Origin of the sequence: Arthrobacter sp. 9E16, assembly GCF_002929435.1 — a bacterium.
GTDB classification, from domain to species: Bacteria; Actinomycetota; Actinomycetes; order Actinomycetales; family Micrococcaceae; genus Arthrobacter_B; species Arthrobacter_B sunyaminii.
Window position 1 is genome coordinate 728,914 of the sequence record NZ_PJIU01000002.1, and the last position, 13,380, is coordinate 742,293.

General features: G+C 64.4%; 13 protein-coding genes. 9 read left to right on the forward strand and 4 right to left on the reverse strand.

Features of this window, described 5'->3' with window-relative positions; all coding sequences use genetic code 11:
• Nucleotides 1-44: 44 nt before the first annotated feature.
• Together CXR00_RS10070 and CXR00_RS10075 are read right to left on the reverse strand one after the other, a co-directional pair.
• Complete coding sequence (locus CXR00_RS10070; RefSeq protein WP_104054366.1) at nt 45-812, reverse strand: hypothetical protein; 768 nt, start codon at nt 810-812, stop codon at nt 45-47.
• 57 nt (nt 813-869) lie between these two features.
• Nucleotides 870-1,667 carry an IclR family transcriptional regulator gene (locus CXR00_RS10075; protein WP_104054367.1) on the reverse strand — a complete coding sequence of 266 codons (798 nt, stop codon included), beginning with the start codon at nt 1,665-1,667 and terminating at the stop codon, nt 870-872.
• Nucleotides 1,668-1,820: 153 nt separating this feature from the next.
• Here CXR00_RS10075 and CXR00_RS10080 point away from each other — a divergent pair, with 153 nt between their 5' ends.
• The 7 genes from CXR00_RS10080 to CXR00_RS10110 are packed head-to-tail and all read left to right on the forward strand — an operon-like array spanning nt 1,821 to nt 8,441.
• Entirely contained in the window at nt 1,821-3,524 is a 1,704-nt protein-coding gene (locus CXR00_RS10080; protein WP_104054368.1) for an AMP-binding protein, read from the forward strand.
• Nucleotides 3,521-4,081 carry a MaoC family dehydratase N-terminal domain-containing protein gene (locus tag CXR00_RS10085; protein WP_104054369.1) on the forward strand — a complete coding sequence of 187 codons (561 nt, stop codon included), beginning with the start codon at nt 3,521-3,523 and terminating at the stop codon, nt 4,079-4,081. The genes CXR00_RS10080 and CXR00_RS10085 overlap by 4 nt, the downstream gene beginning before the upstream one ends.
• Nucleotides 4,078-4,527: a Zn-ribbon domain-containing OB-fold protein gene (locus CXR00_RS10090; protein ID WP_104054370.1), complete on the forward strand. Its 450-nt coding sequence runs from the start codon at nt 4,078-4,080 to the stop codon at nt 4,525-4,527. The genes CXR00_RS10085 and CXR00_RS10090 overlap by 4 nt, the downstream gene beginning before the upstream one ends.
• Nucleotides 4,524-4,931, forward strand: a complete 408-nt coding sequence (locus CXR00_RS10095) for a MaoC/PaaZ C-terminal domain-containing protein (protein WP_104054371.1) — start codon at nt 4,524-4,526, stop codon at nt 4,929-4,931. Before CXR00_RS10090 ends, CXR00_RS10095 begins: the two co-directional genes overlap by 4 nt.
• Complete coding sequence (locus tag CXR00_RS10100; protein ID WP_104054372.1) at nt 4,928-6,106, forward strand: lipid-transfer protein; 1,179 nt, start codon at nt 4,928-4,930, stop codon at nt 6,104-6,106. Before CXR00_RS10095 ends, CXR00_RS10100 begins: the two co-directional genes overlap by 4 nt.
• A 15-nt stretch (nt 6,107-6,121) precedes the next feature.
• Nucleotides 6,122-7,339, forward strand: coding sequence for an acyl-CoA dehydrogenase family protein (locus CXR00_RS10105; protein ID WP_104054373.1), 1,218 nt, complete (start codon nt 6,122-6,124; stop codon nt 7,337-7,339).
• Nucleotides 7,320-8,441 carry an acyl-CoA dehydrogenase family protein gene (locus CXR00_RS10110; protein ID WP_104054374.1) on the forward strand — a complete coding sequence of 374 codons (1,122 nt, stop codon included), beginning with the start codon at nt 7,320-7,322 and terminating at the stop codon, nt 8,439-8,441. The genes CXR00_RS10105 and CXR00_RS10110 overlap by 20 nt, the downstream gene beginning before the upstream one ends.
• Before the next feature lie 48 nt (nt 8,442-8,489).
• On the opposite strand, the gene CXR00_RS10115 is transcribed toward CXR00_RS10110, so the two are convergent.
• Nucleotides 8,490-10,082: an ABC-F family ATP-binding cassette domain-containing protein gene (locus CXR00_RS10115; protein WP_104054375.1), complete on the reverse strand. Its 1,593-nt coding sequence runs from the start codon at nt 10,080-10,082 to the stop codon at nt 8,490-8,492.
• A gap of 192 nt (nt 10,083-10,274) precedes the next feature.
• Here CXR00_RS10115 and CXR00_RS10120 point away from each other — a divergent pair, with 192 nt between their 5' ends.
• Complete coding sequence (locus tag CXR00_RS10120) at nt 10,275-11,096, forward strand: SMP-30/gluconolactonase/LRE family protein (protein WP_104054376.1); 822 nt, start codon at nt 10,275-10,277, stop codon at nt 11,094-11,096.
• Between the two features lie 104 nt (nt 11,097-11,200).
• Entirely contained in the window at nt 11,201-11,782 is a 582-nt protein-coding gene (locus CXR00_RS10125; protein ID WP_104054377.1) for a TetR/AcrR family transcriptional regulator, read from the forward strand.
• Nucleotides 11,783-12,058: 276 nt separating this feature from the next.
• Here the strand turns inward: CXR00_RS10125 and CXR00_RS10130 are convergent, their stop codons facing one another.
• Complete coding sequence (locus CXR00_RS10130) at nt 12,059-13,339, reverse strand: acyl-CoA dehydrogenase family protein (protein WP_258060366.1); 1,281 nt, start codon at nt 13,337-13,339, stop codon at nt 12,059-12,061.
• Between the last annotated feature and the right edge of the window lie 41 nt (nt 13,340-13,380).

Genomic DNA, 13,380 nt, shown 5'->3' on the forward strand with positions numbered 1-13,380 from the left:
CACGGGACGCATCAAGGGCCGCGGGATTCGATGCTGACGGAGAGCTACCAGTCCTGCCACGGAATGATGGTCTGCAGCGGCGAGGCGAACAGCACCTCACCCGTGTTTCGCGGTGCTTCCGGTGCCGCGTTGACGGCCTGTTCCGCCTGCGTGACGGCCTCAGCCGTTGGACCCGGATCTTCGTCCAAGTAGAGCATCCGGACCCGCAGGCCACCCGGAGGCCCGGACACCGAACCTTTGAACGGCAGCGTGCCGTGCTGCTGGGGATGGCTGAATGAGAAGGTCCAGGCCCCGGCCACCCCGTCCACCCCGAGCAGTTCCGGAATCAGGCGGGTATCTTCCCAGGCGAAGGCATCGTGTGCATCCCGGCCGTGGGGCTCTGGATAGCGGGTCAGGGTCAAATGCAGCCCGCGGTTCGGACGGTAGGGCAGGACGTCCGGATCGACCAGCACGCGCGGCGCTGCGTAGCCCTTGACCGGTCGAAAGAAACCGAGCAGCGGCCGCCGGACTCCCGGAATGATGGGACCCCGCCCCCATTGAAATGATGCTTCCCCGAGACGGTCCCATGCCGCGACGCTCTCCTCCACGGGCGGCCGGAACCAGTACATTGCCACGTAGTCAGTGCCGTCCACGGCCGCTCCTCGGACAGGCTCCGTTTCCTTGCCGGTGCGCGCCCAGCGGTCCCCCCAGGCCACGCCCGGAAGGGCGAGGTTTTCCGGCCGGTGGTCGAGTTGATGCCAACGGTTGTAGGCTCCGTGCGTTGTGGGGTCCGTGAGTTCCACAAATGAGAAAAAGGCCATCTCGGCGAGCATGCAAACTCCTTTGTCAAGCACTTGTTTGGTTACCGTAGCAGGGCTGTCTTTCCGGTTTCACCGCGGCAGGCTTCGCGTCCCGTTACCCGTCCCGTTACCCAGCCCGGCGCCAATGGCCTCGGCCGCGCGCAGCACCAGCGGACCGGTGACCTGCTCGGGGATGGCTCCCCGGTGTGCAACCGACACCGCACCCACCGGTCCCCCGGGACCGATGATGGCCGCACCCACGGAGCTGACGCCGCTGGCATGGCGGCTGCCGTCCCGGTAGGCCAGGCCTCCCCGGCGCCGAACAGCGGCAAGCTCACGGTGAAGTTCCTCGCGGCTGCCCCTGCGGTTCACTCCGGCGTGCTCAATGGCGGCGTCAACTTCCTCGGGGTCCATCCAGGCGAGGATCGCCATGCCGGAGGTTGATTCCGGAGCAAAGATTCTGGTTCCAATCCGCGTGGGCACGCTCGATTGAGCGCCCGTGCCGGTCCTGTCCACGTAATCCACGAACCCGCGGTGCATGATGCCAAGATGCGCAACGAAGCCAGTCGCGGCTGCCAGCTCAGCCAGCACCGGTGACGCCGCCGCCCGGAGCCCGTCAAAATCAGACAACACTCCGCGGTACGCCAACCGCGGTCCGAGCACATAGCCTTCAGCGTCGTGGCTGACCCAGCCCAGATCGCTCAGCTTGCGGAGCATGCGGAAGGTTGTCGACCTTGCAAGACCGGTGATGGCGGCAACGTCTTCGAGCACGAGGTGGCCGGGGGCCTCGCCGAGGCAGTCCATGATCAGGGTGACGCGTTCCAGAACACCGCTGCGCGGTCCCGCGCCGTCCCGCAGTGCATCACCAAACTGCTGTGCATCAGTCATGGGTACAGTTTGCCGCCCCGTACGCCGGGTGCCGTGGCGGTTCCGCCCAGCGGGATTCCACCCAGCGGATTCCACTGGGTGGGACAGCGGCGGAGCGGGGCTGAAGTTCACCTAGCGTAGAGCCAAATGCTGGGACAACAAGGAGAAGATGCGGTGCGAACGTACGCAGAAGTGGTGAGAAGCCGCGCGCAGGACGAGCATGAGGGCCTTCGCTTCGAGGGGCGGAGTTGGAGCTGGGCCCAGGTCATCGACGAGGCATCCACCCGCGCCGCCATCCTCGGGACCATTGAGCCCGGCACCGGACGCCACCAGGTGCATGTGGGAGTCCTGCTGCAGAACACCCCCGACTATGTCTTCTGGCTTCTCGCGGCAGCACTGAGCGGCGACGTCATTGTCGGCATCAACCCGACACGGCGCGGTGCTGAACTCACGCATGACATGCAGCACGCGGACTGCGATCTCCTGATCAGCGAACCGCTCTATCTGGCGTCCGATGACTGCCCGGAGCTGCCGGTGCCGGCAGGCCGCATCTTCGACGTGGAGTCTGAGGCTTACGCTCAGCTGCTCGAATCCCATGCCGGCGCTCCCCTGCCCGCAGAAATACCGGCCCCGTCCGCGATCTATCTGCTGCTGTTCAGCTCCGGATCCACCGGAGCCCCCAAGGCCGTCATTTGCACGCAGGGACGCCTGGGCACAGTGACTCCCAGCCTGACGGAGCGTATTTCACTGCACCGCGGGTCCGTCAGCTACCTGCACCTGCCGCTGTTCCACGGCCACGGCATCATGATGAACCTGGCCACGGCGGCCGAGGCCGGGGCCACAGTGGTCATGGTCCGCAAGTTCTCGGCCAGCCGTTTCGCCCGCGATATCCGCGAGCACAAGGTGACGTTCGTAAACTACGTGGGACGCGTACTGAGTTACATTCTGGCTCAGCCGGAAGATCCGGCCGACGCCGACAACTGCCTTGAATCAGTCTTCGGCTCCGAGGCATCTCCTGCCGAAGCGGAAAGCTTCCGGCGGCGGTTCGGCTGCGAGGTCCGTGAAGGCTTTGGGTCAAGCGAGGGCATCATCCGCATCGTTCCCGTACCGGGCACGCCCGCCGGCGCCCTCGGCCTCCCGGCTGCCGGCATGGCGGTGGAGATCCGCTCCGCCGACGGCACGGAATGCCCCAGGGCACAGTTCGACGACACCGGACGGCTCCTCAATGCCGAGGAAGCCACCGGGGAGATCGTCGTGGTGGGAGCAGGTCCTCGCTTTGAGGGTTATTACAAGAACCCCGAGGCGATGGCCGAACGCCTGCGGTTCGGTGGAGAGGACTTCTGGACCGGGGATCTTGGGTACCGCGATGAGGAGGGCTACTTCTACTTCGGCGGCCGAACCTCGGACTGGCTGCGGGTGGACGGTGAGAACTTCGGCACCGCTCCCATTGAACGCATTATCTCGCGGCATCCGGCCGTCTCCGGAGTCCATGCCTATGCCGTACCGGACCCGCTGACGGGCGATCAGCTCATGTGCACCCTGGTGCTTCATCCGGGTGCCGAATTCGATCCCGTTGATCTGGCAGCCTTTCTCGATGCCCAACCGGACCTCGGCACCAAATGGCGTCCCACTTTTATTCGAGTAGTTGACGAAGCGCCCACCACAGCCAACGCGAAAATCGACAAGGCTCCACTGCGCAAGGTGGCCTGGGAAGCGGAGAACGTCTGGTGGGCCCGGAACCGCAGCAGTGCTTACATCCGCATGGAGGATGGACACCGTGAAGCACTGCGCAATGAATTCATCGCGGCGGGGCGCATCAATTCCCTGCCCGCAGCATCTGCTGCCCTCGTAGAAACTGTAGGAGCTGGTACCCGATGACAACTGCCCAACACGTACTGCGCGCTGAGGATCTGCAGCGGTTTGTTGGAACTGTAGCTGAGCCTCCACGGGTGGCCCGCTACGGGGTGTCGGAGGCGATGATTCGCAACTGGGCCGAGGCCCTGGACGACCGGAATCCGGTCTACGTCGACGAGACAGCGGCACTGGAGAACGGCCGCAGCGGCATCATCGCTCCCCCGGCCATGGTTTCCACGTGGGTGATGTCCGGATACCGCCGCTGGCGGGAAGTGCAGCGCGCGCGGGCGGAAGGCGTCGTCGAGGCCACCCCCTACGCGGAGCTGCTGTCCCTGCTGGACCAGGCCGGGTACACCTCGGTGGTGGCCACCCAGATGGAGCAGGAGTATGAACGCGAACTGACGGTGGGAACACAGGTCAGCTGCCACATCACCATCGATTCCGTCGCCGGGCCCAAGAAGACCGGACTCGGCGAAGGGTTCTTCCTCGTTCTGGGCAAACGGTATGTGGACGCCGAACAGAACACCATCGCCACCGAAAAGTTCACGCTGCTGCGGTTTCGTCCCAAGGAGGACTCATGACTATCCCGGGCACTGCTGTTCCGCATCTGGTGCGGACACATGACAACGTGTTTTGGTTCGACGGCGCCGCGGAGGGCCGCCTGCTCGTGCAGCGGTGCACGGATTGCGAAACCCTGCGCCATCCGCCCGCCCCAAGCTGTCCCCGGTGCCGATCATTCGACTGGGACTCGGTGGAGTCTTCGCGGCAGGGAACCCTCCACAGCTGGACCGTGGTCCACCACCCTCAGGATCCGGCCTTCACCTATCCGCTCCTGGTAGGGCTCGTGGACCTGGATACCGGCACCCGTCTGGTGGCGGACTTCGAGCCCACCGACCACGATGCCCTCGCCGTCGGCTGCCCGGTGGAGGTCTACTTTGCCGAACACGCCCACGGCGAGGTACTCCCCCGTCTGAGGCTTCGGCCCGGACACGGGGAATCAGACGTTACTCAGCAAGGAGTGTCATGAGCAGCAACGGATTCACACCGGGAGAAACGCTTCCGGTGCTGGACATCCCGATCGACCGCGCCTTCATAGTTGCCGGCGCCATCGCTTCGCAGGACTTCGAAGATGTGCACCACGATCCGGATGCGGCCATTAACCGGGGAACGCCGGACATCTTTATCAGCATCAATACCACCAACGGTGTCGTGGGACGCTACGTCACCGACTGGGCCGGACCGGCTGCGCGGCTGCGCTCGGTCTCCCTTCGTCTGGGTATGCCGCTGCACCCCGGGGACGTTCTGCACCTGACCGGAGAAATCATCGCCGCGGATGCCGCCGGGACCACGGTCAAGGTGACCGGCTCCCATGACCGGGGCATCCATGTCACGGCAACGGTGAACCTGACCCGCCAGGAGGCCGCGGCATGAGCGGGTTCTCGGGGAAGGCAGCCATTGCCGGAATCGGCGCCACCGAATTCTCCAAGGACTCCGGACGCAGTGAATGGCGCCTCGCCTGTGAAGCAGTACTGGCGGCGCTCGCCGATGCGCAGATCCCGGTTGAGGAAGTCGACGGCTTCTCCCTGTTCTCCATGGAAAACAATCCGGAAATTGCCGTGGCCCGGGCGCTGGGGATCCCGGAGCTGAAATTCTTCAGCCGCATCCCGCACGGCGGCGGCGGAGCCTGCGCTCCCGTGCAGCAGGCAGCCATGGCGGTCGCCAGCGGAGTGGCGGACGTCGTCGTCGTCTACCGGGCCTTCAACGAGCGTTCCGGACACCGTTTCGGCTCCGGTCCCCCGCAGTTTGCCTACGCCACCACCACGGACCAGGAGTACCGCAACTGGATCAATCCGTACGGACTGCTCACCCCTGCGGCGCAGGAGGCGTTCCTCGCCCGGCGCTACATGCAGGAGTTCGGCGTGACCAGCGCTGACTTCGGGCAGATCTCTGTGTTGTCCCGCAAACATGCGGCGAACAATCCGCTGGCGTGGTTCCACAACCGTCCCATCACCCTTGAGGACCACCAGGCCTCCCGGATGATCGCGGATCCGCTGCGTTTGCTGGACTGCTGCCAGGAGACCGACGGCGGGCAGGCACTGGTGATCGTCAGTGCCGAACGCGCGCGTGACCTTCCGCATCCTCCGGCGATCATCACTGCCGCCGCGCAGGGCGTGGGCCCGCAGCAGATCTCCATGAGCAGCTACTACCGGGACAACATCGATGAGATGCCCGAAGTTGAACTGGTAGCCCGGCAGCTGTGGCAGCAGGCCGGACACGGCCAGGAAGGCATCGATGCAGCCATCCTGTATGACGCCTTCACCCCCATGGTCCTGCTGCAGCTCGAAGAATACGGTTTCTGCAAGCGCGGCGAGGCCAAGGACATGATCGCCGACGGCCAGCTGGAGCTCACCGGTTCGCTGCCGATCAACACCCACGGCGGCCAGCTTGGCGAGGGATATCTGCACGGTGTGAACGGAATTGCCGAAGGCGTGCGCCTGATCCGCGGCACATCGGTCAACCAGCCGCCCAAAAACCTCGCGAATGTGCTGGTCACCGGTGGTTCGCCCGTGCCGCACAGCGCACTCATCCTTGCTACCGACCACTGAGTCCCAGGAGTGACAATGAATCCAGATCTTTCACCGGCCTCTAAGCAGCTGCGCGCGGAGCTGCGCGCCTACTTCGCCAGGATCATCAACGCCGACGACGCCCGCGACCTCGTGGACCAGACCGAGGGCGGCCCGACGTTCTCCCGGATCCTGAAACAGATGGGCGCCGACGGCTGGCTGGGCCTTGGCTGGCCCGAGGAATACGGCGGGCGGGGCGAGGACCCCGAAGCGCAGTTCGTCTTCTATGACGAAGTGATCCGCGCCAATGCGCCCCTGTCCCTGGTCAGCCTGAACACGGTTGCGCCCGCCCTGATGAAACACGGCACCCAGGAACAAAAGGAGTTCTTCCTCCCGCCGATCCTGGCCGGAGAGCTGATGTTCGCCATCGGCTACTCGGAGCCCGGTGCCGGCACCGACCTCGCCTCGCTGCGCACCACCGCGCGGATCGAAGGCGACGAGCTGGTCATCAACGGCAACAAGCTCTTCACCAGCGCCGCCATCTTTGCGGACTGGATCTGGCTGGCAGTGCGCACGGACCCCGATGCACCGCGGCACAAGGGTATTTCGGTGGTCATGGTGCCCACCACGGCCCCCGGATTCTCTGCCACCGAGATCCACACCGTGGGCGGCATCAGCACCGCCGCCACCTACTACGAGGATGTCCGGGTCCCGCTGAGCAATGTCGTCGGCGAACTCAACGAGGGCTGGCGGATGATCACCAACCAGCTCAACCATGAACGCGTTGCCCTGGCCGCACGCGGCGGCATCGCCAACGAGCTCTTCAGCCAGGTTCTGGACTGGGCCCGCACCGAACCGTACGGTGACGGACACGTCCTGGACCTGCCCTGGGTCCGCTCGACACTGGCGGAGGTTTACGCCCTGCTCTCAGCGGCGGAGCTGGTGAACCTTCGGCTCGTTGCCGATGTTTCCGCCGGCACGCTGGCCGGCGGAGACGCAGCCGCAGCGAAGGTGATTGGAACGGAAACAGTCGTGGAGGTTTACGGCAAGCTGCAGGACGTGCTGGGTGTGGCAGGCCTGCTGCGCCCGGGATCCCGCGGTGCCGCCATCAGCGGCCGGGTCGAGACACTGGCCCGCCGCGCGCAGAACAATACCTTCGGTGGGGGCAGCAACGAGGTCCTGCGGGATCTTGTTGCCGCCAAGTCACTGGGAATGACCGTAGCGGTCCGCCGCCAAGAGAAGAAGGAAGAGGCACATGCAGTTCGAACTCGATGAGGATCTGCGCGAAGCAGCCCAGCTGGCGGAGGAAGTCTTCACGCAGATGGCCACCACCACGCGCGTGAGGGACGTCGAGCGCGAAGAAGGCGGGCACGACGACGCACTGTGGAAAGCCCTCGCGGAGACAGGAATCCTGGGGCTGGCACTGCCCGAAGAACACGGCGGTTCCGGTTTGGGCGTCCTCGGTCTGGTGGCGGTACTGGAGCAGCAGGGCCGGCGGGTTGCCCCGGTTCCCTTCGCCGCCGCCGTCGCCATGGCCGCGCTGCCCATCTCCTGCTGGGGAACGGACGCGCAGCGCGACCGCTGGCTGCCCGGGTTCCTTGACGGATCGCTGTTGATTACCGGTGCCATTGACGCGGCCGTTGACGGCGACAACGCTGTACGCGGCGAACGCGACGGCAGCGGGTGGCGGATCTCCGGCACCCTGCTGGCGGTCCCGGGTGCCGGTAATGCAGCTGCCCTGCTGGTGCCGGTGAAGACAGACGACGGCGTGATCGCCGTTATCCTGCCCGTGGACCGGGAGGGGGTCAGCCGCGAGAGCGTTTCCCTGACGAGTCACGGTGCGGCCGCCAGTGTTGTTCTGGATGCGGTGCACGTTGGTGACGACGAAGTGCTCACCGGCGGATCCATGCCGGTGCAGCAGGCACGCATGCTCGGACGCATTGCCCTGGCGGCAGTCCAGGCCGGAATCTGCGAAGAAGCCATCGCCATCACTGCGGCCTACACCTCCGAGCGCATCCAGTTCGACCGTCCGCTCTCGGCCAATCAGGCCGTCTCGGCCCGGGCCGCCGACGCACACCTTGATGCCGAGCGCATCAAGCTCACCACCCGCCGGGCCGCCTGGCTCGTTGACCGAGGCGACGACGGCGCGGAATCCGCGTCGCTCGTTGCGTCCTGGTGGGCGGCACACGGCGGCCTTCGCGTCGTGCTGGCGACCCAGCACCTGCACGGCGGCATGGGCGCGGACATCGATTACCAGATCCACCGCTACTTCCTGTGGGGACGGCAGAACGCCTATTCCCTGGGCAGTGCTCCGGCCCTGATGTCCGAACTCGGATCAATGCTGGAAACCGTACCGATGATCGGAACCCCGGCCTAACTCTCCTACACCTCCGGCCGGCTGCCGTGACAGGCGCTGGCCGGGGGCTTAGGCAACCCGCAGGTCGATCTCGCCCGGCCGGGCGCCGTCGGCACCGAACACCAGATGCCGGTTGGCGATCTTGTCGGTGAAGAACCGGTCGTGGCTGACCACCACCACAGCTCCCGGGAAGTGCAGCAGCGCCCGTTCCATGACCTGGGTGCTGGAGAGGTCCAGGTGGTTGGTGGGCTCATCGAGCAGCAGCACGGAGGCACCGGAAAGCAGGCACTGGGCCATGGCCACGCGTGCCTTTTGTCCGCCGGACAGGTTGCCGATCTTCTGCTTCAGATCTGCTTCGGAAAACTGGAACATGGTGAGGAACCGGTTGACTGATTTCTTCGTGGCGGTCAGGGCCAGGCTGTCCGGCATGGCGTTGACCGAGTGCGTGACGGTGTCGCCGTCGTCCAGCTCCGCCAGCACCTGGTTGTAGGAAACCATCTTCGCCCCGTTCGCCCAGGCAACCTTGCCGGCGTCGGCCTTTTCCTCGCCCGTCAGCACACGCAGCAGCGTGGTCTTGCCGCTGCCGTTGGAACCGAGGACCACCAGCCGGTCGCCGCGGCGGATTTCAAAGCTCAGGTCCTGAAACAGCGTCCTGTCACCGTAGGACTTGGCCACGGACTCCACCCGGCACAGGTTGTCCTTGACGTGCAGACCGCCGTAAATCTCCGTGATGATCTGGTCCACCGGACGCGGAGCCCGGGCTTTCTTGATCTTGGCCAGCTTGCTGCCCAGGCCGTCGCTGCCGGCTTTCGCGGCCTCTCGCCGGTCGGAAATACCTTCCGCTTCAAACGCCAGCAGCTCGGATTCATGCACAAACTGGCTTTGCAGCGCCTTGAGCCGGAACTGCTTCTGGATCACGTATTCGCCGAAGTTTCCGGGGTATTCGTGCAGGTGGTAATTCTCCACCTCGATGATGCGGGTCACTACGGCGTCCAGGAACTTCCGGTCGTGGGAGACGACGACGGCGGCGCCCCGGAAATCGCGGAACCAGCCTTCCAGCCACTCCACGCCGGCAACGTCCAGGTAGTTGGTGGGTTCATCCAGCAGCAGCACATCCGGTGCTTGAAGCAGGATCTTGGCCAGGGCGGCACGGTTGCGCCAGCCGCCGGACAGGGCATCGATGGGACAGGTCCGGTGTGCTTCGCTGAACCCCAGCGTGGTCAGGGCGGCGTCGATCCGGCGCGGATAGTCCCAGCCGTCCAGCCGGTCCATGGTTTCGAACAGTTCCGACTGCCGGCGGATCAGCTTATCCAGCGCCTTGGGCTCAGGATCTGCGGCAATGGCCTCATCAATGGAGGCAAGCTCGGCTTCAGCGGCCTTAATCTCCACGAACAGGGCGTCCAGGACCTCGGTAATCGTGGATTCACCGTTGAGCTCGGAGAACTGGGAGAAGTAGCCAATTTTCAACCCCGTCTCCACGCTGACCGTGCCGGAGTCCGGCTGCACCTGTTCCAGGATCAGTTTCAGCAGGGTGGATTTACCTGAACCGTTTTTGCCGATCAGTCCCACCCGGTCCTTGGGTTCCAGCCGGAAGAACGCCTCACGCAGGATCTGTGTCTTGTCGAAGCCAACATTGACGTCCTGCAGCCGGATTAGGCTCATTCGGGGATTTCCTCTCGGGATGGGAACTGGTGAACGGTGCCGGCGGCCGGATGGGACGCACTGCTGGTCTTGCATCCGTTGACCAGCCACTCATCTTATCTGTTGCGGACTCTCCCTGTTCGAAGCCCGGCCGCAGCGGCATACTGGACAGTCCATGGCAGGTTCACCTTTACCGATTAAGAGAGGTGTTCGATGTCCGACGCGAAAACCCTTGTGTCCGGGCTGGGAATGGGCGAATCGGCACGCTGGCACGGCAGCGAACTGTGGTTTGCCGACTGGCTGGCCGGCACAATCTCCGCCCTCGACGCCGCGGGGAACGTCCGGCGGGTTACCGGCGTGCCGTCAACACCCATTTGCTTTGACTGGCTGCCGGACGGCCGGATGGCGGTGGTCTCCGGCAGCGATGCAGCCGTCCTGCTGGAGGTGCCGCATGCAGGCCTGGTCCCTCTGGCGGACCTGCACGGAATCTCCGAGTACCCGTGGAATGAAATCGCGGTGCATCCCGCGGGCAATATCTATGTCAACGGCATCGGCTACGACTATTCCGGGGAATCAGCCGACAACGGCGCCATTGCCCTCATCCGGCCGGACGGTTCCGTGGAACAGGTTGCCGGCGGCCTGGCCTTCCCCAACGGCATGCTGGTGAGCGGGGACGGCAGCACGCTGGTGGTGGCGGAGTCCAATGCCGGGCGCCTCACCGCGTTTCCTATCCGGGAAGACGGAAGCCTCGGCGCAGGCTCACTGTGGGCTGATCTTGCCGGCGGTGCTCCGGACGGTATTTGCTGGGACGGCACCGGCGGGATCTGGTTCGCCGAGGTCCCCGGGGAACGCTGTGTCCGGGTGGCCCAGGGCGGCTCGGTGCTCGAAACCATCCAGCTGGACCAGGGCTGCTTCTCGTGCGCCGCCGGAGGCGAAGACGGCGGACTGCTGTTCATGATGACGGCGCAGTGGCCTCAGGCCATGGACCCGGCCGCCAAGCGCACCGGCCACGTCATGGGGTTGCGGGTGAAGTAACTGCGGATGAAGTAACTGCCGGGCCCGGATTGGGCCGCTGTTACGCTGGTTGCTGATCGCTCATTCAGCGACACATCACGCACGCAGAATACGGAGCAACGGCCATGACCGACACAGCACAGCGGCTGCTCTCCTCCGCCACTGCCGCCTTCGCAGCGAAAGGTTTTCACGGCACCACTACGCGGGACATCGCCTCCGGCGCCGGGGTGACCCCCGGAGCCGTCTACGTGCACCACAAGTCCAAGGAAGATCTGCTCTACTGCATTTCCAAGGTGGGGCATGAGAAGACCTTGGACTTGGTGCGGGCCAGCGCGGGCAGCTCGAAGGACGACAGCCCGGTGGACCGGATGGCAGCCCTGGTCCGGAACCTGGTGGAATGGCAGGCGGTCAACCACACCAGCTCCCGTGTAGTGAACTTCGAATTGCCGGCGCTGAGCGACGAGCATCTGGCCGAAGTCCTGCAGATGCGCCACCAGGTGGAGGATGAATTCCGCTCCATTGTTGACGACGGTTTGAAGCAAGGTGTGTTCAACGTTCCGGACGCAAACATGGCGGTGGTTACCCTGCTTTCCCTGTGCATCGATGTAGCACGCTGGTACCGCGGTGACGGGCGGCTCAGCGCGGCAGAGATTGGTGAGCACCATAGCCTCATGGCTCTGCGGCTGCTCGGAGTCGACAACCTCTGAGGGATTTGAACTTCGGTCCGGAACCTGTCCCCCGGTTGCACCCTTCCCGTCCTTGATGGGTTTTGAACGTGTTGGTGGTGCGGCAAGGGGGTGATTTTGTATGGGGTGCGGGGGCTACGGCTTATATCTGAAAAACTTTATATGAGTGGATACAAATGGATAGCAACAACTCCAGGCAGCGGATCCCAAAAGGCGCTCCACAAAAAAGGGGGGCGGCGCCTCAGCGCCGCCCCCCCCCGCTACTCCGCTCCCACTACTCCCCTCGCGGGCCGCCGGTTACGCGAACGCCGAGAACCCCGTGATATGCCTGCCCAGAATCAGGGACTGCATGCTGTCGGTGCCTTCATAGGTGAAGACAACCTCCATGTCCGTGAGGTGCCGGGCAACATGGTTTTCCAGGAGCAGTCCGTTGCCGCCCATAATGTCCCGCGCCTCCGAGCAGATCCACCGGCCCTGGCGTGCGGCAAACATCTTGGCCATGGAGGCCATGGGGCTGGTCATGCTTCCTTCATCGGCCAGCTCGTTGAGCCGGAAACACGTCAATTTGATGGCGGTCAGCTGTGCCAGCATGTTCGCCAGCTTGTTCTGCACCAGCTGGAACCGGCCAATTTCCTTTCCGAACTGCACACGCGTCTTGGCGTACGCCACGGCAATCTCGTAGGCCGCAACCGCATGCCCGAGCGCCTCCCACGCCACTCCCCCGCGGGTGGCCGCCAGCACTTTGTTGACGTCCTTGAACGAATTGCAGTTCTCCAGCCGGTTTTCCGCCGGAATCCGCAGGTCCTCAATGGTGATATTCGGCTGCAGCACGGCCCGCTTGCCTATCTTGCCGGTAATCACTGTGGCGTTATAGCCGGCCGGATGGTTACCCTCCCCGTCCTTTTCCATCACAAACGCCTTCACCGCACCGTCGGCTTCATCCCGGGCATAGATGATGACGACGTCGGCGAAGCTTGCGTTGCCGATCCACCGCTTGCTGCCGTTAAGGACGTATTCGTCCCCTTCTCGCCGCGCAGAGGTCTCCAGTGACACGGAATCTGAACCGTGTTCCGGCTCGGTCAGCGCAAAGGCACCGATTTTTTCGAACCTCGCCATGGGCGGCAGCCAACGCTGCTTTTGCTCCTCGGAGCCCAGCATGTCGATGCTGCCCATGGCCAGGCCTGAATGCACACCAAAAAACGTGTTGATGGATCCGTCCCCGCGGGCCAGCTCAGCCGCTGCGGTGGAAGCGGCAAGCCGGGTCAGCCCAGGGCATCCGTGACCCTGGATGGTTCCGCCGGCAATATTCAGGGCCGCCAGTTTCGGGATCAATTCATACGGAACCTCAGCGCGCTCCCAGTAGTCATTGATGACCGGCAGAAGATCATTGTCCACAAAGGCGCGCACCCGGCGCTGGACATCGCGCGCCTGCTCATCGAGGAGGTTGTCCAAGAGGTACAGGTCACTGTCAACGTCCTGCACCGCGGTCGGATCGAAGCTGAAACCGGTCGCCTCCGGAGTTTCCATGGCTTCGCTCGGCTCAGTAATTTCCGGTTGGTTTGCAATTCCTGCGGTCATGTCGGCTCCGGCCTGTTGTTCGGCAACTAAATGATCGTTTA